Genomic DNA, 19,745 nt, shown 5'->3' with positions numbered 1-19,745 from the left:
ATGACAACTGCTACCGAATTTGCCCCCGGCTTGACCCTTCGCGGCATTGCCGCACCCCTTTCGCTGTCCCAGTTCAAGCTGATCGCGTTTGACATGGATTCCACCCTGATCAACATCGAGTGCGTGGACGAAATTGCCGATGCTGCGGGCCGCAAGGCTGAAGTCGCCGCCATCACCGAAGCCGCCATGCGCGGAGAGATTGCCGATTACAAGGAAAGCCTGCGCCAACGGGTGGCCTTGCTCAAGGGGGTCAGCGTGAACCACATGCAACAGGTGCTGACCGACCGCCTTCGCCTGAATCCCGGTGCGGCCGATTTGGTCAAAGCCTGCAAAGTGGCGGGCATGAAAGTGTTGCTGGTCTCGGGCGGGTTCACTTACTTCACTGACCATGTGCGCGATCTGTTAGGCATTGATTGGACCCGTTCCAACGTGCTTGAAGTGGCCGATGGCCTGCTCACAGGTCGCATGGTGGACCAGGCCTGGGGCGACATTTGTGATGGCGAAGAAAAGCGCAAAACCTTGTTGGAAACCTGCCAGCAAATGGGCATCTCACCCCACCAGGCGATCGCCATGGGCGATGGCGCGAACGACTTGCCCATGATGGGCGAAGCAGGCCTTTCAGTGGCCTACCACGCCAAACCCAAGGTACGCGAACAGGCCATGGTGGCCATTGACGAGGGGGGTCTCGACCGCTTGCTGGAAGTCGTCAGACCTTGATGCTTCCTTGGCGCAAGGGCTTGAGCAGGTCGCTCAGGCCGTTGTGATCGATCTCTTGCATCAGTCGCAACAACTGGCCCACCTCACCTTTGGGAAACCCCTCACGGGCAAACCAGTTCAGGTAGTTGCCGGGCAAATCGGCAATGAGCATGCCCTTGTGCTTGCCATAAGGCATGGGTGTGGTGACCAGCTTCACCAGGTCTTCGGGTTTCATGCCGCAAACCTCATCCTTGGCCAGCCAGCCAGCCATCCGCGCACGCGGGCCTGAAACGCTTCGGGCTCTGACACCATGACCCAATGCCCGCAGGGCAGGCCTTCGACGGCGCAGCCTTCACGCGCTGCCAACTTTTCCAGCCATTCAGGTGAATGGAACATGAAGGGTTTGCGTGCGCCATACACATACAGCGTGGGCATGGACAACTGCACCGGGGCGGCCCGCCTGAACCCCCCAGCCGTACCGAACCACTGCATGGCGTAGGGGTAGTTCATGCGGTAACTGATGCTGGCTGGGTCAGTGGGGCAGCGAAGCCACCGAGCCATGGCCCGGGTCATTCGGTTACCCAAGCCTGGGCTGAAGGAGCGGCCAATTTTCCAGGCCATGGCCAACCAGTATTGGTAGGCGAAGACCGAGAATTTTTCGCGCATGCCCCAACTGCGCTGCAAATGGGGCGAATTGTGGTCACCCACATCCACCGCGACCACCCGGGCCACACGTTCGGGGTGGCGGAAGGCAAATTCATAACCAAATACGCAGCCCCAATCGTGCAACATCAGCGTCACGGGCTTGCCCGGACTGATGCGGGTGATGACGCGGCGCAAAAACTGATTCATATCCTCCAGCGACATGGCAGACACCGGGCCGAGTGTGAAACCCGGCAAGGTCAAGCGCGCGCAAACATGGTCGGCCCTGAGGGCCAGTACGGTGTCGTCCCACAAGGCGCGGGTATCGGGCCAGCCATGCAGCATCAGGACGACATGACCCCCCTGCCCTTGCAGCAAGACTTCGGTGCCATCGACATTCAGGGAGAGCTCTGTGGTCATCCGTCCAAGCTCACAAAGCCTTGGCCAGACGCGAGACGCCCTCAAGGATCTTGTCTTCGCCCACGGTGGCAAAGCTCAGGCGGAAGGTGGCATGGTCAGGCTGGGCACAAAAGAAGGGCGCGCCCGGTACAAAGGCCACGCCTTGCTCGATGGCGCGTTTGGCATACACATTGCCATCGGCCACTTGACCACCAGCGCCTGTCAGGCGGGCCCAGACAAACAAACCCCCTTCAGGCTGCACAAACGCCACCGCATCACCCAACTGCTGACGCAGGGCATGGCCCATGGTTTGGGCGCGTTGGGCATAGACGGCACGGACTTTGTCGAGCGTGCCGGGCATGCGGCCCGACTTGAGGTAATGCGCCGCTGTGGCCTGGGCAAAGGTGCTGGTGTGCGCATCGCTGAACTGTTTGCACATGGTGGCGCGAGCCAGTAACTCAGGCGGCGCAACCATCCAGCCCACACGCAGACCGGGCGACAGCACTTTGGACAATGAGCCGCAATGCACCAGCCACTCGCGGCTGCCGGGCACGGACGCGCTCATGGCCAGCAGGCTGGGTGGTGGGGCTTCGCCAAAAAACAAATCACCATACGGGTCGTCTTCGACAATCAGGGTCTGGTACTTGACGGCCATTTCCAGCACTTGGCGGCGGCGCTCGGCGCTCAACAAGGCCCCGCTGGGGTTGCCAAAGGTCGGGATCAAGTAGACAAATTTGGGTTTGTGCTCGGCGATCAGTTTGTCGAGTTCGTCGGTCATGACACCGTGTTCATCCACCGGAGCGCTGATGAGTTCGGCCCCATAAAGGCGAAAGCACTGGATGGTGGCCAAAAATGTGGGACCTTCGACGATCACCTTGTCGCCAGGGCTGATCATGGTCTTGCCAATCAGGTCCAGCGCCTGCTGGCTGCCCGTGGTCACGATCAGTTGATCGGCGGTCACGTCTTTGGCGCCTTTTTGTACCATGAATTCAGCCAGCTGTTCCCGCAGCGGGCCATAACCTTCGGTGGCGCCGTATTGCAAGGCCGCACCAGGGTCTTGCGTCAGGGCGGCGTTGCTGGCCTCCCGGATGCCGTCCACGTCAAACAGGGCGCTGTCAGGAAAGCCGCCGGCAAAGCTGATGATGCCCGGCTTGCCCAGCAGCTTGAATAGCTCCCGAATGGCAGAGGTTTCGACGTTGTTCAGGCGGTCTGCAAACTGCAATGGCATGGTGTATCTTCCCCAAGTTGACTTGACCCTTATTTTGCCTACATCTGGACACCATGAAGCCCGCACAGATTGAATCTTTTTTTGCCACACTGAAAGCTGCCAACCCCATGCCTGTGACCGAACTGGCCTACACCAGCGTGTTTGAGCTGCTGGCCGCTGTCCTGCTGTCGGCCCAGGCTACCGATGTGGGGGTGAACAAAGCCACGCGCAAGCTGTTTCCAGTTGCCGGGTCGCCGCAAAAAATTCTGGACCTGGGCCTGCAAGGGCTGGAGAGTTACATCAAGACCATCGGCCTGTTTCGCAGCAAAGCCAAACACCTGATGGCAACCTGCCAAATTTTGGTGACGCAACACGGTGGGCAGGTGCCCCGCACGCGGGAAGCCCTCGAAGCCCTGCCAGGCGTGGGTCGAAAAACGGCCAATGTGGTCCTTAACTCGGCCTTTGGCGAGCCCACCATGGCAGTGGACACGCATATATTTCGTCTGGGCAACCGAACAGGCCTGGCCCCGGGCAAGACGCCTTTGGCGGTTGAACAAAAGCTGCTCAAGCGCATTCCGGCCCACTATTTGGTGGACGCCCACCATTGGTTGATCTTGCACGGCCGTTACGTGTGCCAAGCCCGCAAACCGCGTTGTGGTGAATGCGCTGTGGCGGCATTTTGTGATTTCAAGCCCAAAACGCCCTGAGCACCGTGCAAAACTGACTTCTTTGAACCTCAAATCAGGCCCGGCCCCAGAGGGTCAGGGCGGGTAAAATTTGCTGCCTTTGCCTGACCCGCCGTCCCGCCCGGAGGGACTGCCCCGCCCCTCACACCATGAGCTCCCTGGCTCTTTCATTTGAACCCCAAACCCAAACTCTTATGACGCGCCCCCTTTCGCGTGCCCCTCTGCACAGTTCCAGACTCGTGCGTTTTTTGACCGAAAACGACATGAGCGACGCTGCCCGGGATACTTACGACGTGGGGCAAAAATTGGGGGATTGGCTCAATTTTCGGCACGCCATTGCCTTGCATGGCGTGCTCAACCCGGAACTGCAGCTACAACCATCACCTGCCAACACGCGCCGTGCCGCTTTGATGACGGCCGAAGCCCTGAGCCGTCATGTGAACAAAATTCGGTCCCAGCTTGAGCAGTCCATTGTGGAAGGTGCCCCTCCTGGCTCGGGCCTTGCGCGCATCGACATGCCACCCGCAGAACTGGACGAACCGATTGACCCCAAGACGGCCTTCACGACCTACCGGCGCTTTTATGCCGCCCAGCAACGGCAAATGGAAGCCACCCTCCAAAATTTACGCACTCAGGTTCGCGCACAGTTGCGCAAAAGTTCAAGCGCTTTGCAGCAACTGGCTGCGCTCGATGAAGCTTTTGAAGCCACCCTCAGCGAACGGGAAGCTGCTTTGCTGGCCAATGTGCCCAAGCTTCACGAAAAGCGCTTCGTGCAAGCCGTAAAGCGCCACACCAAAAAACAAGCCGAGGCCACGGCGGCAGCTGAGATCGCCATGGACGTGCGCCAAAGCGCCTGGCTCATGCCCCTGCGCCAAGCCTTGCGCACGGCCTTGCTGGCCGAACTGGACACTCGCATGCAGCCCACACTCGGCTTGCTTGAGGCATTTAACTTAGAACACGCACAACAACAATGAAACGATATTCCTTTCAGATCAGCTTCGGACTCGGCGTTTTAGCGGTCATCTGGGTCGCTGCTACGGTGGCGCGCAGCCACTTTCTGGTTTTGGTGATGACCGCCTTGATTGGCGCAGTCTATGTCTTTGGGGCGATGGAATTGCGCCAATACCGGTCTTCAACCGATGCCTTGAGAAAAGGGCTGGCCAACATACCCCCGGAACTCCAAAGCCTGAGCGACTGGCTGATCACCCTGCCCTACGAGCTGCAAAGCCCCATTCGGCAGCGGGTTGAAGGGGAACGCATGGGCCTGCCTGGCCCTGCCCTCACGCCTTACCTGGTCGGTCTGTTGGTCATGCTGGGCATGTTGGGCACCTTTTTGGGCATGGTCGTCACGCTCAACGGTGCAGTTTTTGCGCTGGAGGGCTCCAGCAGTGTGGCTGGTATTCGCGCTGCATTTTCTGAGCCCATCAAAGGCCTGGGCCTGGCGTTTGGCACATCGGTGGCGGGTGTGGCCACTTCTGCCATGTTGGGCCTCATGAGCAGTCTGGCCCGGCGCGAGCGCGCACAAGCTTCCCAGCTGCTGGACACGCACCTGGCATCCAGCCTGCGCGGTTTTTCACTCACGCACCAACGGCAAGAAACTTTCAAGGCACTGCAGCAGCAATCGCAAGCATTGCCGCAAGTGGTGCAGCAATTGCAAAGCCTGATGCTGCAGATCGAGCGCAGCAGTCAGCAACTCAACGATCGCCTGCTGGACAACCAAAAAAACTTTCAAAAGGATGTGCACTCGGCCTACACCACGCTGGCCCAATCGGTGGACCAGTCACTGCGCAGCAGTCTGGGCCAAAGCATGCAAATGGCAAGCGATGGCATTCGCCCCGTGGTACAGGCCACCATGACCCAATTGGCCGAGCAAGCGCAGGCCATGAACGAGCGCCTGCTGCACAACACGCAGCAACACATGGGCGCGTTGAATGCACAAATCAGCGCCACCACCACCCATGTGGCCCAAACCTACAGCGCCGCCATTTCGCGCCACGAAGCAGCCAGCACGGGCATGTCAGAGCGCATGGGTCAGACACTGGACGCATTCAGCCAGACTTTTGAGCAACGCAGTCAAGCCCTGGTGAATTCGGTCAACACCGCCTACGCCTTGCAACAAAGCCAGCAAGTTGACGCAGACCAGCAACGCCTGGACACCTGGAAAGCCTCACTTGAAAACATGGCCACATCACTGTCCGAGCAGTGGCACGTATCAGGTTCGCAAACCATCGCACAACAGCAAGCCATTTGCGACACGCTGACCCATACTGCGCAAGAAATCACCAGCTTCACACAAACCCAGGCCACCCGCACCTTGGCGGAAATCACCCGATTGATGGCTACCTCGGATGAGTTGCTGCATGCCCGCATCGCCTCCGAAGCCGAATGGGCAGCGCAACACAGCGTGCGAGCGCAGGAGTTGGCCAGCGTGTTGCGCACCGAACTGTCGGCGCTGCGAGAGACCGAAGACGAACGCGGCCAAGCTGCTGTGGCACGTTTGGCCGAATTGCAATCCACCGTGACCGAACACCTGACCCGCCTGGGCACAGCCTTGGAGGACCCGATCACCCGCTTGATCGAAACGGCCTCTGAAGCGCCCAAAGCGGCAGCGGAAGTCATCGGCCAATTGCGCCAGGAAATTTCGGTCAGCGTGGCGCGCGACAACGCCTTGCTAGAAGAGCGCACGCGCATCCTGGGCACGCTCAGCACACTGCTGGATGCCATCAACCACGCATCCACTGAGCAGCGCGGTGTGATCGACAAGCTCGTTGAGTCGAGCCAAGCCTCGCTGGCCCAGGCGAGTGGGCAGTTCCATGAACATGTGGCCCATGAAACAGGCAAGCTGGGCGACATTGCCGCCCAAGTCACCGCCAGCGCCGTGGATGTGGCCAGTTTGGGAGAGACGTTTGGATTTGCGGTCCGATCTTTCAGTGCCAGCAACGACAAACTCATGGCCAACCTGGAGCGCATCGAGCAAGCCATCGACAAATCGATGACGCGCAGCGACGAACAACTGGCTTACTACGTTGCACAGGCGCGTGAAATCGTCGACTTGAGCATCGGCAGCCAGAAAGACGTGCTGGAAGCGCTGCAACGCCGCGCCGATACAGCCACCGAAGGTGCAGTTTGATGCTGGAGCACGATCAGGACCTGGAGTCCACCTCACCCGCCTGGATCTCGTTTGCCGACTTGATGACCGGTCTGCTCGGGGCGTTTGTGCTGCTGCTGGTGGGCGTCATGGCGGCTCAACTGGACATGGCCTCGAAGCTCGAAGACGAAGTGCAGAAACGCCAGGTTGAAGAGCAGCGCCGAATCTCCCTTGAAAATGCACTGGCCATTCCGCTGGCCAGTGGACGCATCACCCTGAACAATGGCCGTATCGGCATCAGCGGTAAATTGTTGTTTGAACTGAATTCCGACAAACTGGAACCCGAAGGCCGCCAGCTGCTCAAAAGTCTGGTGCTCCCCCTGCGCAGTTATCTGCAGTCACGCGAAGAAATGTTGATGGTGAGTGGTTTCACGGATGACAGCGCCGTGGGCAGACGCAACCGCCAGTTTGAAGACAACTGGGAACTCTCGGCCCAAAGGGCCCTCACAGTCACGCGCACCCTGATTGAAGAGGGCATGCCTTCGACCATGCTTTTTGCAGCGGCATTTGGCCAGGAGCAAGCGCTGGTGCCCAACACCGACGACAAAGCCCGCGCACAAAACCGGCGCGTTGAAATCGCGCCTGTGCCCAAAGTTGACAAGGCCAGCCGTGAGCGCAAAACGAACACCCAGCCGGGATGACTGAAGCCGCGCCCATGGAACTCTCACTGGCTGCACTGCATGAATCGCTGCTGGCCCGTGGCGCTGCGCAGTTGGAGCCGGTGAGCTGGCACTACATCAGCGTTTTGACCGTACGCGCGCGAGCGCAAACGGGGCCAGCGCAAAGGCTGCTGAACGACAAGCTGGAAATGGCTTTGGTTCGTTTGAAAGCCACACTGGACGCAGCTCCAGTCGGGATGGCTTTCAGCAAGACCGAAGCCCAGGCGAAGGCATGCGCTACGCCAACACAAGGGGGCTCGCCTCTTGCTGCATTGCTCAAAGACATGCAGACTGAATCTGCAGAATCCGGCTCTGCCACCGAAACCGACACTGGTACTGGCAGCACATGGCGTGCTGAAAGTCCGCGCATTCGGCAGTTTCGCAAACAGCTCGGTCAGATCAGCGTGCAAAAGCAAGTCTCGCAAGCCATGGCCCAAGCCCCCCTCAACGCGGGGCCCATCAACTCGCACATGCTGGTGCTGCGGTCGCTGGGGTTGATGCGCGAGGTCTCGCCGGATTACCTGAACCGATTCATGGGGTATGTGGACACTTTGCTGTTTCTGGAGCACGCAGGACAGGGGAAACGGGTGCCCAGCAAAGCACTGGCCCCCAGCCGGCCCAAAAAGTAAGCCTCGTGCTTTGACCTGACCAGCACCCCTCAAACCACAAGTGGCTGCATCAACCGGACACCATGCCATCAACGACCTGGATGATGCGGTCACAGCGTTGGGCCATCTGCGGGTTGTGGGTCACCAACAGCACCGCGGTGCCCTGATCACGGTTGACTTGTCGAAACAGTTCAAACACGGCATCGGCACTTTTGGTGTCCAGGTTGCCTGTGGGCTCGTCTGCCAGCAACAAGGCAGGTTGCATGATCAAGGCGCGGGCAACAGCCACACGCTGCTGCTGACCCCCTGACAGCAGGGTGGCGGGGTTGTCGCGCCACTTCAGCAAACCCACGCTGTCCATCAAGTCCAATGCGCGTTTTTCGATGGCCGCTGTCGGGTAACCCTGCATGCCCACCATGGGCAGCATCACGTTTTCCAGGGCACTGAAAGCCCCGATCAGATGGTGGTATTGAAATACGAAACCGATGCTGCGCCCGCGCAGTTGCGTCAGGGCTTTGTCGTCCAGCGTGGTGGTTTCCAGCCCGGTGATCTGCAACTGCCCGAGCGTGGGGCGGTCCAGCAGGCCCACGATGTTGAGCAGTGTGCTTTTGCCTGAACCGGAGGGGCCCATCACCGCCACGAATTCGCCGGCACGCAATACCAGGTCAATTCCGTGCAACACCTCCACTTCGGTGGGTTCCCCGACATTGAATGACTTGTGCACCTTGCTCAGTTGCACGATAGGCGGATTGGCTGACCGCGCAGCTTCAGTCGAGCTGTTCAAGGGGATTTGCTCCATGGCTTTAACCGCGAATCGCGACCACCGGGTCGAGTCGGGCGGCCCTTAAGGCAGGTGCCAAGGCGGCCAGCAGACCGCTGAGCGTGGCCAGGACCAAGGCCCCGGACAGCATCCAAAAGTCAGTGGTCACTGCAAACATCGGGGTGCCTTCCGGCGTTCGGGCTATTTGCAACCACAACTGCAATGACAGAATGCCCAAGGCACAGCCCACTACAGCGCCGCCCAGCCCCAGCAAGCCTCCTTGCAACAAAAATATCCGCATGACCTGTCCCCGTGAAATGCCCATGGCACGCAGGATGCCGATTTCCTTGGAGCGTTGCACCACAGAGACCACCAACACACTGGCAATGCCAAAAGCCACCGACAAACCCACGAAGAAACGAATGGCGGTGTTGGCCAAACTCTGTGATTTCACGGCGCTGAAAAACTGCGCGTTGTTCTTGATCCAGCTGTCCGCCTGCAAGTGGGTTTGCGTTTGAATGCGCTGGGCCACCACTTCGGCCGCATACACATCGTGCAGCGTGATGTCGATGCTGGTCACGCCCCCGGGATAACCCAGCAAACTCTGGCCACTGTGCAAAGACACATAGCCAGTGCGTTGATTGGCCCCCTTGTTGCCCAGATCAAGAATGCCGGCAATTACAAAATGGTTGCTCGCCCCGGTGGCCGACTGCACCAAGAGCTTGTCTCCGACACCCACCCCCATGTCAGCCGCCAGTTCGGTGCCGATCAATATGTCGTTGGTGCCGAGCCGGGCTTGACCCGCCACGACTTTGTCGCTCAGGTTCACAATTTGCTGGTAAAGCGCCAGGTTGACCGCAGTCAGGCTGAGGGAACGACTGGCAGCTCCTCTCATGATGAACGTCGAGCCTGTGACGGCCGGGGAAGCCACACGCACATCGGGCATGGACCGCAGCAGATTGAGCACCGCCTGCCACTGGTCGATCGACTTGAGGCGCTGCAGCGGTGCCTGAATCTGATCGGCATGCAAGGCACCGTCCTGACCATGCTGAATGCGCACCTTTTCCTTGGGCGGCAGAATTTGAATGTGGGGCTGCGCGGTCAACACGCGCTTGACCAGGTTCGCTTGCAAACCCTGCAGCAGTGCCGACATGAACACGATCACGGCCACACCAATCGCCACACCCACGGTGATGAACAGGCTTTGCATGCGGCCTTCGCGCAAAAAGCGCGAAGCCACAATCCACTCAAAGGGTTGCAGGCGGCTTAACAGCATCGCATGGCTCCAGAGTCTCAAGACTGGCTTGGACGCACGCGCTGAGCTTCGCGCAAACCCGCTCCCGCCGTGGCCAACACCCGTTGCCCCGCTTCGACACCTGTGAGCAACTGAACCCACGCACCACTGCGCAGACCCAATGTCACCGGAGCGCGCTCCAGCCTTGACGCTGCCGTAACGCGCCACACCCAAGGGTGCGCAGAGTCGGACTCGTGTACGGCCTCAATCGGCACAGCCAACGCAGCGGCTTGACGCCCTACCTCGATTTCAACCGAAACGGTCATGTCCTGCCGCAGGTAGTCGGGTGGCGCAGCCACCTGAAGCTTGACCTGAACCGATCCCCGCTGCGCATCCACCCCTGGCGCAATGGCGCTGACCACAGCGGCAAAACGCTGTTGCGCAAAGGCATCGGCCGAAGCCATTGCAGCTTGGCCGAGCCGCAGTAATGACAAATTGCGCTCATCGATCTGCGCCACCAACTCTGTCAGCCCATTGGGCGCGAGCAGCAACAAGGTCTTGCCTGGCTGAACCATGTCACCGGGCTCGACATTGCGGTTGACCAAGAGGCCATCAAAAGGGGCCTGCAGAAGGGTGTAAGACAAGCGCGCTTTGGCGGCCTGGGCATTGGTGCGCGCCAACACCAGCGTGCTTTGGGCAAGAGATTGCTCAACACCTTCGTCTTCGTTGGCCTGGCGCTGTGCCTGGGCCGTCAAGGCTTGAGCCTGGGCCACCTGAAAGAGTCGCATGGCTTCATCCAGTGCAGCCTGACCAATGAAGCCCTGGCGAAACAAATCTTGCTGACGTGTCAACTGTGCACGGGTCTGGACCAGGTTTGCACGGGCCTGCTGCTCACTTGCACGCGCGCTAGGCGCTTGCACCTCGCGCCATTGGCGCAATTTGAATTCAGCCTGCTGAACAGCCAACTCGGCAGCAGCCAAGGCCGAACGCGTTTCGCTGTCATCAAGTTGCAGCAAGGTCTGCCCTTGCTGGAAGCGCTCACCTTCTTTCACAGGGACCGCCAACACCTTGCCAGCGATCTGAACGCCTGCATTGGCCCGATGCTGTGTTTGGAATGTGGCTGTTGCAACCACGCTGTGCACCAGCTCACGAGGCTTGAGCACCTGCACAGGCACGGTGACAGGAGACCACAGCCATGCGCCAAGCCCCAATAGCACCGCCAGCAATGCGCCGCCGAGCAGCCAGAGTCTGCGAGTGCTGCGCCAAGTTTCCATGAATGTTTCCAAAATGACCGAAGAATCGGCTGTCATTAGGCCTCGACATGAGGCACTACGACTTGATCCAGGTCACTTTTGATTCATTCGAAAAAGCATTGCCTTCGCGCTTTTTGTGCTGGGCATTATTTTCTGGCCATCTATCCTGACCGATAGATGTATTCAGCGTGTGGGAGCAGCACAACCTTGATCGGTCCGCGGAAGCACTACCCACTGCCCAGCCAGCGCATGGATGCTGATGCGGTGGTCAAACACAGCTTCGATGGCGGTATGGGTGGCTGTCTCATGGCTTGCGCCATGGTGGATCACCCGCCCTTCGGCCATCACCAAGATGTCGTCTGCGTGCAGCGCCATCGCTATCTCGTGCAACACACTGACCACAGTGGTGCCCTGGGCCAGCAGGCAGTGCACTTGCTCCAGCCAGTCCACTTGGTGCGGTGGATCGAGGTTGGCCAGTGGCTCGTCCATCAGCATGATGGGCGCATTGCCCGCCATGGCACGGGCAAGCAGGACACGTTGTCGCTCACCACCCGATAGCTCGTTCAGGGTGCGTTCTCGCCAGTCCCACGCCCGCGTGGCCTTGAGCGCGGCTTTGACCATTTGCGTGTCTTGATCACTGGGCGTACCCAGCCAGCCTTGATGCGGCAGACGGCCGAGCATGGCAACGTCCCACACGCGCAAGTCGAGCGTGCTCGCTTCGCCCTGTCCCAGCCAAGACAATTGCAGTGCACGTTCACGGCGCGACAACTGTTCGAGTGGCTGGCCATGCCACAACACCTGACCGTTGTGCGGCAACAACCCTCCCAGGGCTTTCAGCAAGCTGGACTTGCCAGCGCCGTTGGGGCCCACCACACAGGTCCAGCGGCCAGCAGCGATTTGCAAACTGATGCCGTTCAGCACTCTGCGCCCTCCCAGCGAGGCGTTCAGATCCACCGTTTGCAGGGCATGTGTCATGCGCTTGCTCCGGCATTGGCATCACGGTAAACACGCCACAGCAAATACCCACCACCCAGCACGGCCGTGAGCACGCCCACGGGCAACTCTTGTGGGGCAAACAGTACTCGGGCCGCCACATCGGCCAACACCAGCAAGGCGCCACCCATGAGCGTGGACAACAGCAAGCGCCAAGCGTGCGTGCAGCGCACAAGCGAATGCACCAGATGTGGCGCGGCCAAACCCACAAAAGCCACCAGACCGATGTGCGCCACCGCAGCGCCCGTGGCCAAAGAAACCACAGCCACCAACACCACCCGAGCCAAGGGCAAGGGCATGCCCAGGCTTTGTGCTGTGGACTCACCCAGCGAGAGCGCATCCAACACGCTGGCAAATGTCCAGGCCATGGCCAGGCACAAGGTCAACACCACAGCCAGCGTCACGCAGGCCTGCCAGCTCAAAAAAGCGGTCGAACCGAGCATGAAGCCCTGCATGGCCTGCAAGACCTGTGGCTGAAGCAAAGTCATCAAGGAAGTCACTGCGCCCAGCACCACACCCACCACCACGCCTGCCAACAGCAGGCGCAGGGTCTGCTGCACCCCGCGTGCCAGCAGCAAAGTCAGCCCCACTGCCAACACAGCACCTGTAAATGCAGCGCCTGTCAGGCCCAAGCCAAGCCATGCGCTCAGGGTCCAGGTGCTGCCGCCCAGCAGGCTGAGGTATGTGGCTACACCCACAGAAGCCCCCGTGGCGCTGCCCAGCAAATACGGATCAGCCAGCGGGTTGCGAAACAGGCCTTGTGCCACCGCACCGGCCAAACCCAACAAGGCCCCACCCAACCAGGCCCCCAGGCTTCTCGGCAAACGAATGTCCAGCACAATCTGGCGAAAAACCGGATCCGATTGAACCTGCCACCAGGCATTCCAGCCCTGACTGCCCGCAGCAGTGCCGAGCAAAATCAAGCTCACGCCGATGGCCATAAGAAACAGCGCCCATCGGGTGGCAAGAACAGCCTGGTTCATCTTCCTATCCCAGGCTTAATCAAGGCGGTCGCAACATCGGTTGCTGCACGGTTCAAGCAGTCAGCCATCAGCCGTGCACCTTCGGCCATGCGCGGCCCGGCACGCACCAACATGTCTGATTCATCTTGTTTAAACACGCACAGGCGCTGTCCTTGCATGGCACGCAAGCCCGACCAACCTGGGCGTTGGGACATGCTGATTCGACTGCTGTCACCCACCATGATCACGTCGGGTTTTGCCTGCACAACCCACTCGGGGTTGACCAGTGGAAATGGCCCCATGGACGCGGGCAAAATATTGCTCACGCCCATGCGCGTGAGCGTCTCGCCAATAAAGGAGGCCTCGCTTGCCCCATAGGGCGCAGGGCTGACTTCAAAGTAAACACGTTGCTGGCGTGCCTTTGGCAGCAGCGACTGAACTGCAGTTTGCACACCGGCCTGGATGCCTTGCCAGGCACGGTCACTGTCGGCAGTGGGCACATGCAGCGCCTGCCCCACGGTGTGCCAAACACGCTGCGCATCTTCGTGATTGCGTGGCTCCAGGCGAAGCACGGTCAGGCCCAAGGCCTGCAAGCGGTCTGCACCCCGAGTCGAGCCAGCTGCCAGTACCAGGTCGGGCTTGAGCGCGACGATGCTCTCGATGTTGGGGTCCAATCCGCCACCCACGCGAGGCAAATTTTTGACCGATGCGGGCCAGTTGGAATACCGGTCCAGGCCCACCAACTTGTGGCACTGGTTCAAGGCGCAGACGGTTTCGGTGAGCGATGGCAGCAAACTCACGATGCGTTGCGGGGCTTGGGAGATCTGTATTTTTTGTTGGCGATCATCCACCACAGTCACGGCTTGCGCCGATTGAATCAGCCAAGGTACAAAAGCCAAGGCCCTTGAAAAGTGCCTGAGCATCTTCACGCATGTGGGAATCCATTTTTTAAATCCTCCCGCTAGTCCCTTGCACCTTGGTTGGCATTCAAGCATGCTGCGCTTCCCACTGGCTGAAAATGCGGTGCATCTGCGCCACACCATCGGTGAGTGCCGCAGGTCCGGGCTGCAAAATATCAGCCGACTTGATTTCAAAAATATGCCCCGTACGCACAGCAGGCACGTCTTGCCAACCTGCTCTGGCGGCGACCTTTTCGGGCCTGAATTTCTTGCCGCACCAAGAGCCAATGATGATGTCAGGCGCACGGTCAATGATGGTTTGCCCATCGGCAATGATGCGGTCACGGCCCATGGACTGAACAGCCAACTCGGGGAAAACGTCGTCACCTCCTGCAATCCCCATCAACTCCGACACCCAGCGAATGCCGCTGATGTGTGGCTCGTCCCACTCTTCAAAAAAAACTTTGGGACGGCGCTTGAAGCCCGCAGCCTTGTATTGGATCGCATCCAGTTCTTGGCGCATGGCCTGTAGTCGCGCCATGCCCTGATCAACCTGGCCCACCATGGCCGCAACTTGGTAAAGCATCGAAAAAATTTCTTCGATGCTGCGCTGGTTGAACACGGTGACTTGCACCCCAGCTTTGATCAGCAGGGCAGCGATATCGGCCTGCAGGTCTGAAAATCCGAACACGCAATCGGGTTTGAGCGCCAGGATCTTGTCGATCTTGGCGCTCAAAAAAGCACTGACCTTGGGCTTTTCTTCCCGGGCCCGACGCGGGCGCACCGTGTACCCCGAAATGCCCACAATGCGCTGCTCCTGCCCCAAAAGGTAAAGCCATTCGGTTGTCTCCTCAGTGAGGCAGACGATGCGTTGGGGGGTAAGAGCAGGCTGCATTGATTACAGACCGGCCTTGATGTTCAGGTAGAAGCCACGGGGATCAGCAGGATAAATACCATTACCACTTGCATAGTCGTAGTAGTTCTTATTTGTCAGATTGCGAATCCATGCAGACATTGAGATGGTTTTGCTCAATTGTTTTTTTGCACCCAAATCGATCAGATTTCGCGAAGGAATCACCGGATTGGAGATGCTTTGATCGCTCGCTTGGATCATGTTACTGCGGTAATGCGATGAAGCCATCACTGAAAAGTCCTGGAATCGCTGCTCAGCAGTGATGCGAGCAACCTCTTTCGGTGTCATTGGCAACCGATTGCCTGCATTGCTCCCTGTTGCAATTTTGGCATTGATGAAGTCAACCGAAGCTTTAACCGAAAGGGTTGCCGTCACCGACCATTCGGATGCAATAGAGAAAATGGACCTGGTTGTGTCATACAAGTTGGCGTTGCATGACGCCAACGTTGGACCAACCGATCCACAAATTTCTTGGTAGCCAATTTCATCCTTGGCTTTGATGTGCCGGTAATGCGCCTCCACCTTTCCACTTGAGTATTTCTGCTCTGCTTGCAAGAAATATTCACGGGTAGTCATTGGGCGCAGATTGGGATTAATTTCGAGCATGGCAAAAGTGCCTCTGTCAAACAAGTACAACTCGTCAGCATTGGCAAATCTGAACCCGGTCAGGGCTCCCACCCGCAAAGAAGTTGCGTCTGAAAGTTGCGCCTTCAAGCCAGCAGAAACAGCATTTTTCTGGTCACTTGAACCAGTTTGTGTATCTGTTGTTGATTTTTGGAAATCGCTATGCACTTGCTGTGTGCGTGCGCCGCCATCCAGCGTGATTCCATACCCCATGGGTCGCATCGCTTGAACATAGGCAGACTCGCTTGAACGGTGAACCTGTTTGCCAGAATCCGTAGTGGCATCAGCAGCGGAAAACTCGCCCCCGAACACAAGTTGTCCAACTTCCAGTTTCATTCGATACTCAGGATTCACGGAAATACGTTTGTTGGTTATGGTGCTTGCAGAGGCGTTGGCAAATTGCATGCCGTTCCACATAGAGTAATAAGTGCCGTAGCTTTCATCTTTCGATGTTTGGTGCAAAACGTCGACAGTCAACAAATCTTCAGCGCCTATAGAGCGATCGTATTTGATGCCAAGAGAATTGCCTGTACGGTGTGTATGGGGCGCATAAGATGTGCTTGCTTTTTTCGGATCTGCTGCATATTCATCAGAGGTTAAAGATCCCGGCAAGTTGGCAGTCTCCTCAAAACCTCGGGCAGTCACGGACACCTTGCCCAGAGCCGATGTGTGAAAAATACGAATCTGTGCGCTTTCCTGACGAGCATCGCTGTGCTGACGATGACCGTCCGAGTGTGCACTCATCAAGGAAAGACCACCACTAAATTCATCAGTCTTGAAGCCTAGGTATCCATCGGCTTTTCGATACCCAAAGCTTCCAAGACCAAGGCTAACCTCTTTTGCAGCATCAGCACGTGTAATGATATTTATCACTCCCCCCTGGGCACGCTCCCCATAAAGTGCACCGCCACCAGCCTTGCGGATTTCGATACGTTCAATGCTGCTCATTGGGACCTGCGCAAAACGCACGCCGGAGGAATCCATACCGTTGACCCGCTGACCATCAACGAGGATGAGAACGTTTTGAGAGCCTGCCTCACCCATGTAGCCAAGGTCCACTGATGCATCAATGCCCAGCCGGCCATACAAACGATTTACGGATAACCCCGGGACGGAGTCCAAGAATTCAACTACGTTGGACGCACCTGATTGTTCAATTTGCTGGCGAGAGATGACATCAACCACCACTGATCCGGCAGAGCGCGGTTGCGGCACGCGAGACGCTGAAATCACGATGGGATCTGTCAGTTCATGAGGTTGTAATCCAGTTGAGTCAACAGACTGGGCATGGGATGAAACAGCCAGCGTGACAACGCCAGCCAGCAAAAGTGATGAATTTTTCATAAAAAACTAACAAGTCAATCGCCCTCACCGCCTTCCCCGACAGTGCATGGGCTTTACAACCCGTCTTGCGACAGGTCACCTTGTTGGCCGGTATCCGGGCTGACAGATGCGACCTTCATCACCTTCCCAACCGCCTGTTTCAGGGCGGTCAGTGGTTTGAGATGAAAGCTGAGTTCTCATGTGACTGAAAACTCGTCTGTTTACCGTTGCGGGGGCAGCGCAGGTTAGGTGGGCCGTGTTGGCTTGTCCCTCCTGCTTCCCGTTGAACTGCGAGCCGTGAACCGGTTTCGCGAGCACCAACAGGGGCTATTTTAGGTTGTAAGCTGTCTGGCAGCCTACAAAATGGCCCTACCCTCTACAATGTGAACCTCTTTTTCCTGAGTTTGCCATGGCCCATTCCGACACCATTGATCAAATTGCCGAGCGTGTGGATCATCTGTTGCTGCGCCACGAAGAGCTTCAACGCACCAACGCTTTGCTGGCCCAACAAGTTCAAGTTCTGACCCTTGAACGTGATCAGCTCAAATCGCGTCTGGCTGCAGCCAGAGCCCGCGTGGATGCCCTCATCGAACGCCTGCCCGCATCCAACGCTCCCGCATCTCCTGAGGCCTCCGCATGAGTACCAAACAATTAGACGTCCAGATCATGGGCCAAAGTTACATCCTTGGCTGCCCGGTAGATGGCGAGGAGCGCTTGCTGGCAGCCGTCAGCAAGGTCGATGAGGCCATGTGCAAGATACGCGATGCCGGCAAGATCAAGGCGCGCGACCGGATTGCCGTGTTGGCCGCCTTGAACCTGGCATTTGATCTGCCCGAATCCTCGTCGGGCCTCGCCAAGACCACAACTGCCGTGTCAAATATTCCAGAAGACTCGCAATTGCGCTTGACTCAACTGCTCAAGCGACTTGACCAGGTTTTGGAACAAGACGGTCAATTGATCTGACCCAGACATTCCTCTGATGCAGGTCTTAATAAAGACCTACAATCGAGGTGTCTGCGGTGCATGCCGGGCTTTATATTTCCTTGAACCAATGCTCCTAGAGCCGGGCTTGGAACATTAGCTGGTGAGCGTGATCATCTCGCGTCAGATGAACCCAACGCCAGCCTGCCCTCGCCCACCTGAACCCCGGTTCAGGATGCCGGTCCGGTGGCACTCGCAGACACCTTCCATCTTTCACCTCCCCCCTTGCACATGATCATTGAACCTCTGCTGTTGGCCGAATTGGCTGTTCTTGGGCTTTGCACTGGCTTTCTGGCAGGCCTTTTGGGGATCGGTGGGGGCATGATCATGGTGCCGTTCCTGACGTATTTGCTGAGTGCCCGTGGCGTCAGCCCCGACCTGGCCGTCAAAATGGCGATCGCCACGTCCATGGCCACCATCATTTTCACGTCGGTGTCCAGTGTGCGTGCCCACCACAAGAAAAAAGCCGTGCGCTGGGACTTGGTCAAAGGGCTGGCCCCGGGCATTGTGATCGGCAGCCTGATCGGCAGCCTGGCCATTTTTTCGTTCGTCAAGGGCACTTACTTGGCCTTGTTCTTTGCGGCTTTTGTGGGGTTTTCTGCAACGCAAATGTTTCTGGACAAGAAGCCGGCGCCTTCCCGCCAGGTGCCTGGGTTTACAGGTTTGTTGGGCGCAGGTGGGTTGATCGGCTTGTTGTCGGGTCTTGTCGGTGCGGGTGGTGGCTTCATCAGCGTGCCCTTCATGGCTTGGTGCAATGTGGCGATCCACAACGCCGTGGCCACCAGTGCTGCCTTGGGTTTTCCGATCGCACTGGCCAACGTGGCGGGCTATGTGGTCAGTGGCCAGGGCGTGCAAAACCTGCCAGAGCACAGTTTTGGCTACCTGTGGCTGCCTGCCCTGGTGGTAATTGCAGTTTGCAGCGTGTTAATGGCCCCCCTGGGCGCGGCCACTGCGCACAAACTGCCTGTCAAACAACTCAAGCGCGTATTTGCCAGCGTGCTGTATTTGCTGGCCGCTTACATGCTCTACAAGGGCTTGTCAGCCTGAAGATTAGTCACGCCGATGAAGCTGTTGCCTCAAACGGGGGCAATGCACCACGGCGCCTGGTCATGCACCAAGCCCATCCACAAAGCCCAAGCCGACACAGCGGCCAAAGCAAAGCCAGCCACACGCATGCCCCAGGCGCCATCGCCCAGCGACTGCATGCGCAAAAACAACCACGGTCCAGCCCATAGGCTGAGGCTGCTGCCCAAAGCGAACAAAGCCATGGTGGCAGCGCCTTCAAGCGGTTGGCTGGTCAAGGCGGCCACCATCAAGGCCGAGTAAAGCAGACCACAGGGCATCAAGGCCCAGAGCCCGCCGACCACCCAGGGTGCAGCCCTGCCCCAGCGTTTGTTGAAGTCGCGCACACGGCTCCACAATCGCCGCGCAGCACCTTCGAGCCAAATGGGCTGCCTGGCCTGCAGCATCAACAAAACACCGAGGGCCAGGGCAGCCAGGTGCAGCAGTGTCCAAGCAGGGCGAATGGCGACCGACTGTGTCGTCAACCAACCGAGGCCCTGCACACTGGCTGCCGCCAAAGCGCCCAACAGAGAATACCCAGCCACGCGTCCTAGCTGAAAAGCCAGCAAGGCTTGGCCACGGCGTTCGCCTGCAGCCTGGCCAAGACCCGCACAGGCGGCGCCGCACATGGCCACACAATGGGGGCCACCCAGCACCCCCATCATCAAGGCCGTGATGGCCAAAGAACTTTGCATG

General features: G+C 58.4%; 21 protein-coding genes and 1 riboswitch. Of the genes, 9 read left to right on the top strand and 12 right to left on the bottom strand.

Features of this window, described 5'->3' with window-relative positions:
* Window positions 1-717: a phosphoserine phosphatase SerB gene (gene serB / locus ACIQ3A_RS02795; protein ID WP_396430240.1), complete on the top strand. Its 717-nt coding sequence runs from the start codon at window positions 1-3 to the stop codon at window positions 715-717.
* Here the strand turns inward: serB and ACIQ3A_RS02790 are convergent.
* Genes ACIQ3A_RS02790 through ACIQ3A_RS02780 form a run of 3 tightly spaced genes read right to left on the bottom strand, consistent with a single transcriptional unit; the run spans window position 707 to window position 2,965 of the window.
* Entirely contained in the window at window positions 707-931 is a 225-nt protein-coding gene (locus tag ACIQ3A_RS02790) for a DUF3820 family protein (protein ID WP_396430239.1), read from the bottom strand. The two genes, serB and ACIQ3A_RS02790, sit on opposite strands and share 11 nt — an antisense overlap.
* Entirely contained in the window at window positions 928-1,758 is an 831-nt protein-coding gene (locus tag ACIQ3A_RS02785) for an alpha/beta fold hydrolase (protein ID WP_396430238.1), read from the bottom strand. The genes ACIQ3A_RS02790 and ACIQ3A_RS02785 overlap by 4 nt, the downstream gene beginning before the upstream one ends.
* Before the next feature lie 10 nt (window positions 1,759-1,768).
* Entirely contained in the window at window positions 1,769-2,965 is a 1,197-nt protein-coding gene (locus ACIQ3A_RS02780; RefSeq protein WP_396430237.1) for a PLP-dependent aminotransferase family protein, read from the bottom strand.
* Window positions 2,966-3,018: 53 nt separating this feature from the next.
* On the opposite strand from ACIQ3A_RS02780, the gene nth reads away from it, so the two are divergent.
* The 5 genes from nth to ACIQ3A_RS02755 all read left to right on the top strand — a co-directional run bounded on the left by nth (window position 3,019) and on the right by ACIQ3A_RS02755 (window position 8,066).
* A complete protein-coding gene (gene nth, locus ACIQ3A_RS02775) occupies window positions 3,019-3,651 on the top strand; it encodes an endonuclease III (protein WP_396430236.1) in 633 nt (210 codons plus the stop codon).
* Window positions 3,652-3,779: 128 nt separating this feature from the next.
* Complete coding sequence (locus ACIQ3A_RS02770) at window positions 3,780-4,604, top strand: DUF3348 family protein (RefSeq protein ID WP_396430235.1); 825 nt, start codon at window positions 3,780-3,782, stop codon at window positions 4,602-4,604.
* The gene (locus ACIQ3A_RS02765) at window positions 4,601-6,760 is read left to right on the top strand and encodes a DUF802 domain-containing protein (protein ID WP_396430234.1); all 2,160 of its coding nucleotides are present in this window, start codon (window positions 4,601-4,603) and stop codon (window positions 6,758-6,760) included. The genes ACIQ3A_RS02770 and ACIQ3A_RS02765 overlap by 4 nt, the downstream gene beginning before the upstream one ends.
* The gene (locus ACIQ3A_RS02760) at window positions 6,760-7,419 is read left to right on the top strand and encodes an OmpA family protein (RefSeq protein ID WP_396430233.1); all 660 of its coding nucleotides are present in this window, start codon (window positions 6,760-6,762) and stop codon (window positions 7,417-7,419) included. The genes ACIQ3A_RS02765 and ACIQ3A_RS02760 overlap by 1 nt, the downstream gene beginning before the upstream one ends.
* Before the next feature lie 14 nt (window positions 7,420-7,433).
* Entirely contained in the window at window positions 7,434-8,066 is a 633-nt protein-coding gene (locus ACIQ3A_RS02755) for a DUF2894 domain-containing protein (protein ID WP_396430232.1), read from the top strand.
* 49 nt (window positions 8,067-8,115) lie between these two features.
* On the opposite strand, the gene ACIQ3A_RS02750 is transcribed toward ACIQ3A_RS02755, so the two are convergent.
* The 8 genes from ACIQ3A_RS02750 to ACIQ3A_RS02715 all read right to left on the bottom strand — a co-directional run bounded on the left by ACIQ3A_RS02750 (window position 8,116) and on the right by ACIQ3A_RS02715 (window position 17,027).
* Complete coding sequence (locus ACIQ3A_RS02750; RefSeq protein ID WP_396430231.1) at window positions 8,116-8,829, bottom strand: ABC transporter ATP-binding protein; 714 nt, start codon at window positions 8,827-8,829, stop codon at window positions 8,116-8,118.
* A gap of 19 nt (window positions 8,830-8,848) precedes the next feature.
* A complete protein-coding gene (locus tag ACIQ3A_RS02745) occupies window positions 8,849-10,081 on the bottom strand; it encodes an FtsX-like permease family protein (protein WP_396430230.1) in 1,233 nt (410 codons plus the stop codon).
* A gap of 17 nt (window positions 10,082-10,098) precedes the next feature.
* A complete protein-coding gene (locus tag ACIQ3A_RS02740; RefSeq protein WP_396430229.1) occupies window positions 10,099-11,313 on the bottom strand; it encodes an efflux RND transporter periplasmic adaptor subunit in 1,215 nt (404 codons plus the stop codon).
* A gap of 162 nt (window positions 11,314-11,475) precedes the next feature.
* Entirely contained in the window at window positions 11,476-12,267 is a 792-nt protein-coding gene (locus tag ACIQ3A_RS02735; RefSeq protein WP_396430228.1) for an ABC transporter ATP-binding protein, read from the bottom strand.
* Window positions 12,264-13,268: a FecCD family ABC transporter permease gene (locus ACIQ3A_RS02730; protein WP_396430227.1), complete on the bottom strand. Its 1,005-nt coding sequence runs from the start codon at window positions 13,266-13,268 to the stop codon at window positions 12,264-12,266. The genes ACIQ3A_RS02735 and ACIQ3A_RS02730 overlap by 4 nt, the downstream gene beginning before the upstream one ends.
* Window positions 13,265-14,170, bottom strand: a complete 906-nt coding sequence (locus ACIQ3A_RS02725) for an ABC transporter substrate-binding protein (RefSeq protein WP_396430226.1) — start codon at window positions 14,168-14,170, stop codon at window positions 13,265-13,267. The genes ACIQ3A_RS02730 and ACIQ3A_RS02725 overlap by 4 nt, the downstream gene beginning before the upstream one ends.
* 64 nt (window positions 14,171-14,234) lie before the next feature.
* Window positions 14,235-15,041 (bottom strand): ABC transporter substrate-binding protein, encoded by an 807-nt coding sequence (locus tag ACIQ3A_RS02720; protein ID WP_396430225.1) that lies wholly within the window; start codon window positions 15,039-15,041, stop codon window positions 14,235-14,237.
* A 3-nt stretch (window positions 15,042-15,044) separates the two neighbouring features.
* Complete coding sequence (locus ACIQ3A_RS02715; RefSeq protein WP_396430224.1) at window positions 15,045-17,027, bottom strand: TonB-dependent receptor domain-containing protein; 1,983 nt, start codon at window positions 17,025-17,027, stop codon at window positions 15,045-15,047.
* Between the two features lie 67 nt (window positions 17,028-17,094).
* A riboswitch (cobalamin riboswitch) is annotated at window positions 17,095-17,343 on the bottom strand.
* 72 nt (window positions 17,344-17,415) lie between these two features.
* Here ACIQ3A_RS02715 and ACIQ3A_RS02710 point away from each other — a divergent pair.
* From ACIQ3A_RS02710 to ACIQ3A_RS02700, 3 genes are all read left to right on the top strand, one after another.
* Window positions 17,416-17,646: a DUF904 domain-containing protein gene (locus tag ACIQ3A_RS02710; protein ID WP_396430223.1), complete on the top strand. Its 231-nt coding sequence runs from the start codon at window positions 17,416-17,418 to the stop codon at window positions 17,644-17,646.
* Window positions 17,643-17,969, top strand: a complete 327-nt coding sequence (locus ACIQ3A_RS02705; RefSeq protein ID WP_396430222.1) for a cell division protein ZapA — start codon at window positions 17,643-17,645, stop codon at window positions 17,967-17,969. The genes ACIQ3A_RS02710 and ACIQ3A_RS02705 overlap by 4 nt, the downstream gene beginning before the upstream one ends.
* Window positions 17,970-18,218: 249 nt before the next feature.
* Window positions 18,219-19,034, top strand: coding sequence for a sulfite exporter TauE/SafE family protein (locus ACIQ3A_RS02700; protein ID WP_396430221.1), 816 nt, complete (start codon window positions 18,219-18,221; stop codon window positions 19,032-19,034).
* 29 nt (window positions 19,035-19,063) lie between these two features.
* Here the strand turns inward: ACIQ3A_RS02700 and ACIQ3A_RS02695 are convergent, their stop codons facing one another.
* On the bottom strand, window positions 19,064-19,744 hold the full coding sequence (locus ACIQ3A_RS02695) for a sulfite exporter TauE/SafE family protein (RefSeq protein WP_396430220.1): 681 nt from the start codon (window positions 19,742-19,744) through the stop codon (window positions 19,064-19,066).
* Window position 19,745: the final 1 nt, after the last annotated feature.

Source organism: Limnohabitans sp., from assembly GCF_044361985.1.
Classification (GTDB): domain Bacteria; phylum Pseudomonadota; class Gammaproteobacteria; order Burkholderiales; family Burkholderiaceae_C; genus Limnohabitans_A.
The sequence above is the reverse complement of the archived record's forward strand: the minus strand, read 5'-3'. Positions and strand labels throughout refer to the sequence as shown.

Bases quoted from the DNA above. Each gene is read 5' to 3' on its own strand.
- serB (WP_396430240.1), top strand. From the start codon at position 1: ATGACAACTGCTACCGAATTTGCCCCCGGCTTGACCCTTCGCGGCATT.
- ACIQ3A_RS02790 (WP_396430239.1), bottom strand. From the start codon at position 931: ATGAAACCCGAAGACCTGGTGAAGCTGGTCACCACACCCATGCCTTAT.
- ACIQ3A_RS02785 (WP_396430238.1), bottom strand. From the start codon at position 1,758: ATGACCACAGAGCTCTCCCTGAATGTCGATGGCACCGAAGTCTTGCTG.
- ACIQ3A_RS02780 (WP_396430237.1), bottom strand. From the start codon at position 2,965: ATGCCATTGCAGTTTGCAGACCGCCTGAACAACGTCGAAACCTCTGCC.
- nth (WP_396430236.1), top strand. From the start codon at position 3,019: ATGAAGCCCGCACAGATTGAATCTTTTTTTGCCACACTGAAAGCTGCC.
- ACIQ3A_RS02770 (WP_396430235.1), top strand. From the start codon at position 3,780: ATGAGCTCCCTGGCTCTTTCATTTGAACCCCAAACCCAAACTCTTATG.
- ACIQ3A_RS02765 (WP_396430234.1), top strand. From the start codon at position 4,601: ATGAAACGATATTCCTTTCAGATCAGCTTCGGACTCGGCGTTTTAGCG.
- ACIQ3A_RS02760 (WP_396430233.1), top strand. From the start codon at position 6,760: ATGCTGGAGCACGATCAGGACCTGGAGTCCACCTCACCCGCCTGGATC.
- ACIQ3A_RS02755 (WP_396430232.1), top strand. From the start codon at position 7,434: ATGGAACTCTCACTGGCTGCACTGCATGAATCGCTGCTGGCCCGTGGC.
- ACIQ3A_RS02745 (WP_396430230.1), bottom strand. From the start codon at position 10,081: ATGCTGTTAAGCCGCCTGCAACCCTTTGAGTGGATTGTGGCTTCGCGC.
- ACIQ3A_RS02740 (WP_396430229.1), bottom strand. From the start codon at position 11,313: ATGGAAACTTGGCGCAGCACTCGCAGACTCTGGCTGCTCGGCGGCGCA.
- ACIQ3A_RS02735 (WP_396430228.1), bottom strand. From the start codon at position 12,267: ATGACACATGCCCTGCAAACGGTGGATCTGAACGCCTCGCTGGGAGGG.
- ACIQ3A_RS02730 (WP_396430227.1), bottom strand. From the start codon at position 13,268: ATGAACCAGGCTGTTCTTGCCACCCGATGGGCGCTGTTTCTTATGGCC.
- ACIQ3A_RS02725 (WP_396430226.1), bottom strand. From the start codon at position 14,170: ATGCTCAGGCACTTTTCAAGGGCCTTGGCTTTTGTACCTTGGCTGATT.
- ACIQ3A_RS02720 (WP_396430225.1), bottom strand. From the start codon at position 15,041: ATGCAGCCTGCTCTTACCCCCCAACGCATCGTCTGCCTCACTGAGGAG.
- ACIQ3A_RS02715 (WP_396430224.1), bottom strand. From the start codon at position 17,027: ATGAAAAATTCATCACTTTTGCTGGCTGGCGTTGTCACGCTGGCTGTT.
- ACIQ3A_RS02710 (WP_396430223.1), top strand. From the start codon at position 17,416: ATGGCCCATTCCGACACCATTGATCAAATTGCCGAGCGTGTGGATCAT.
- ACIQ3A_RS02705 (WP_396430222.1), top strand. From the start codon at position 17,643: ATGAGTACCAAACAATTAGACGTCCAGATCATGGGCCAAAGTTACATC.
- ACIQ3A_RS02700 (WP_396430221.1), top strand. From the start codon at position 18,219: ATGATCATTGAACCTCTGCTGTTGGCCGAATTGGCTGTTCTTGGGCTT.
- ACIQ3A_RS02695 (WP_396430220.1), bottom strand. From the start codon at position 19,744: ATGCAAAGTTCTTTGGCCATCACGGCCTTGATGATGGGGGTGCTGGGT.